The 809-nt window shown below is 40.6% G+C and carries 2 tRNA genes and 1 rRNA gene; all 3 read left to right on the top strand.

Annotation, left to right across the window (positions count from 1 at the left end):
- Positions 1 to 200, top strand: a 16S ribosomal RNA gene (locus ADS77_RS21190); the annotation flags it as partial.
- 76 nt (positions 201 to 276) lie between these two features.
- Positions 277 to 353: transfer RNA gene (locus ADS77_RS21185), tRNA-Ile, on the top strand.
- A 49-nt stretch (positions 354 to 402) separates the two neighbouring features.
- Positions 403 to 478: transfer RNA gene (locus ADS77_RS21180), tRNA-Ala, on the top strand.
- The last annotated feature ends 331 nt before the right edge of the window (positions 479 to 809 follow it).

The raw sequence follows: 809 nt of genomic DNA, 5'->3' as shown, positions 1-809 counted from the left end.
GCTAGTAATCGCGTATCAGAATGACGCGGTGAATACGTTCCCGGGCCTTGTACACACCGCCCGTCACACCATGGGAGTGGGTTGCTCCAGAAGTAGATAGTCTAACCCTCGGGAGGACGTTTACCACGGAGTGATTCATGACTGGGGTGAAGTCGTAACAAGGTAGCCCTAGGGGAACCTGGGGCTGGATCACCTCCTTATACGATTTAGAACTTATTTGTTCGTAGTGTCCACACAGATGATTGTTATTGTAAAGAGAACAACACTTATTGTTTTGGGTCTGTAGCTCAGTTGGTTAGAGCGCACCCCTGATAAGGGTGAGGTCGGTAGTTCAAATCTACTCAGACCCACCACTTCTTATCTAATTAAGAAGATGGTTAAAACAATAAGACCAGCATATGTGGGGCTATAGCTCAGCTGGGAGAGCGCCTGCCTTGCACGCAGGAGGTCAGCAGTTCGATCCTGCTTAGCTCCACCACTTACTTCTTAAAAATAAATATTCTTTATCGGGMAAAACATCGCCTGAGAATAAAGTGTGTTTAATTTTGAGAAGTTTTTTAATCTCTTGCTCTTTAAAAATTTGGAAAAGCTGATAATAAAATTCGTATGAATAACATTGTTATTTGTACAGAGTTTTCAAAAGTAAAAAAGAATGATAGCAGTATCATTCAGTGCCATTTAATTGTWTCTTTGAAATGATTGATTGGTATCTACTTTAGTATTCAATATTAACTTCTGGCGAAGTTAAACTGTCACTAACGTATGACTGAATCTAACGATTTAGTATTGCGACGTGGATTTGATACTTA

The sequence above is a fragment of the Pseudoalteromonas porphyrae genome (genome assembly GCF_001298125.1).
GTDB lineage: Bacteria > Pseudomonadota > Gammaproteobacteria > Enterobacterales > Alteromonadaceae > Pseudoalteromonas > Pseudoalteromonas neustonica.
Note: the sequence above shows the minus strand (reverse complement) of the source record. Positions and strands in the feature narration are given on the sequence as shown.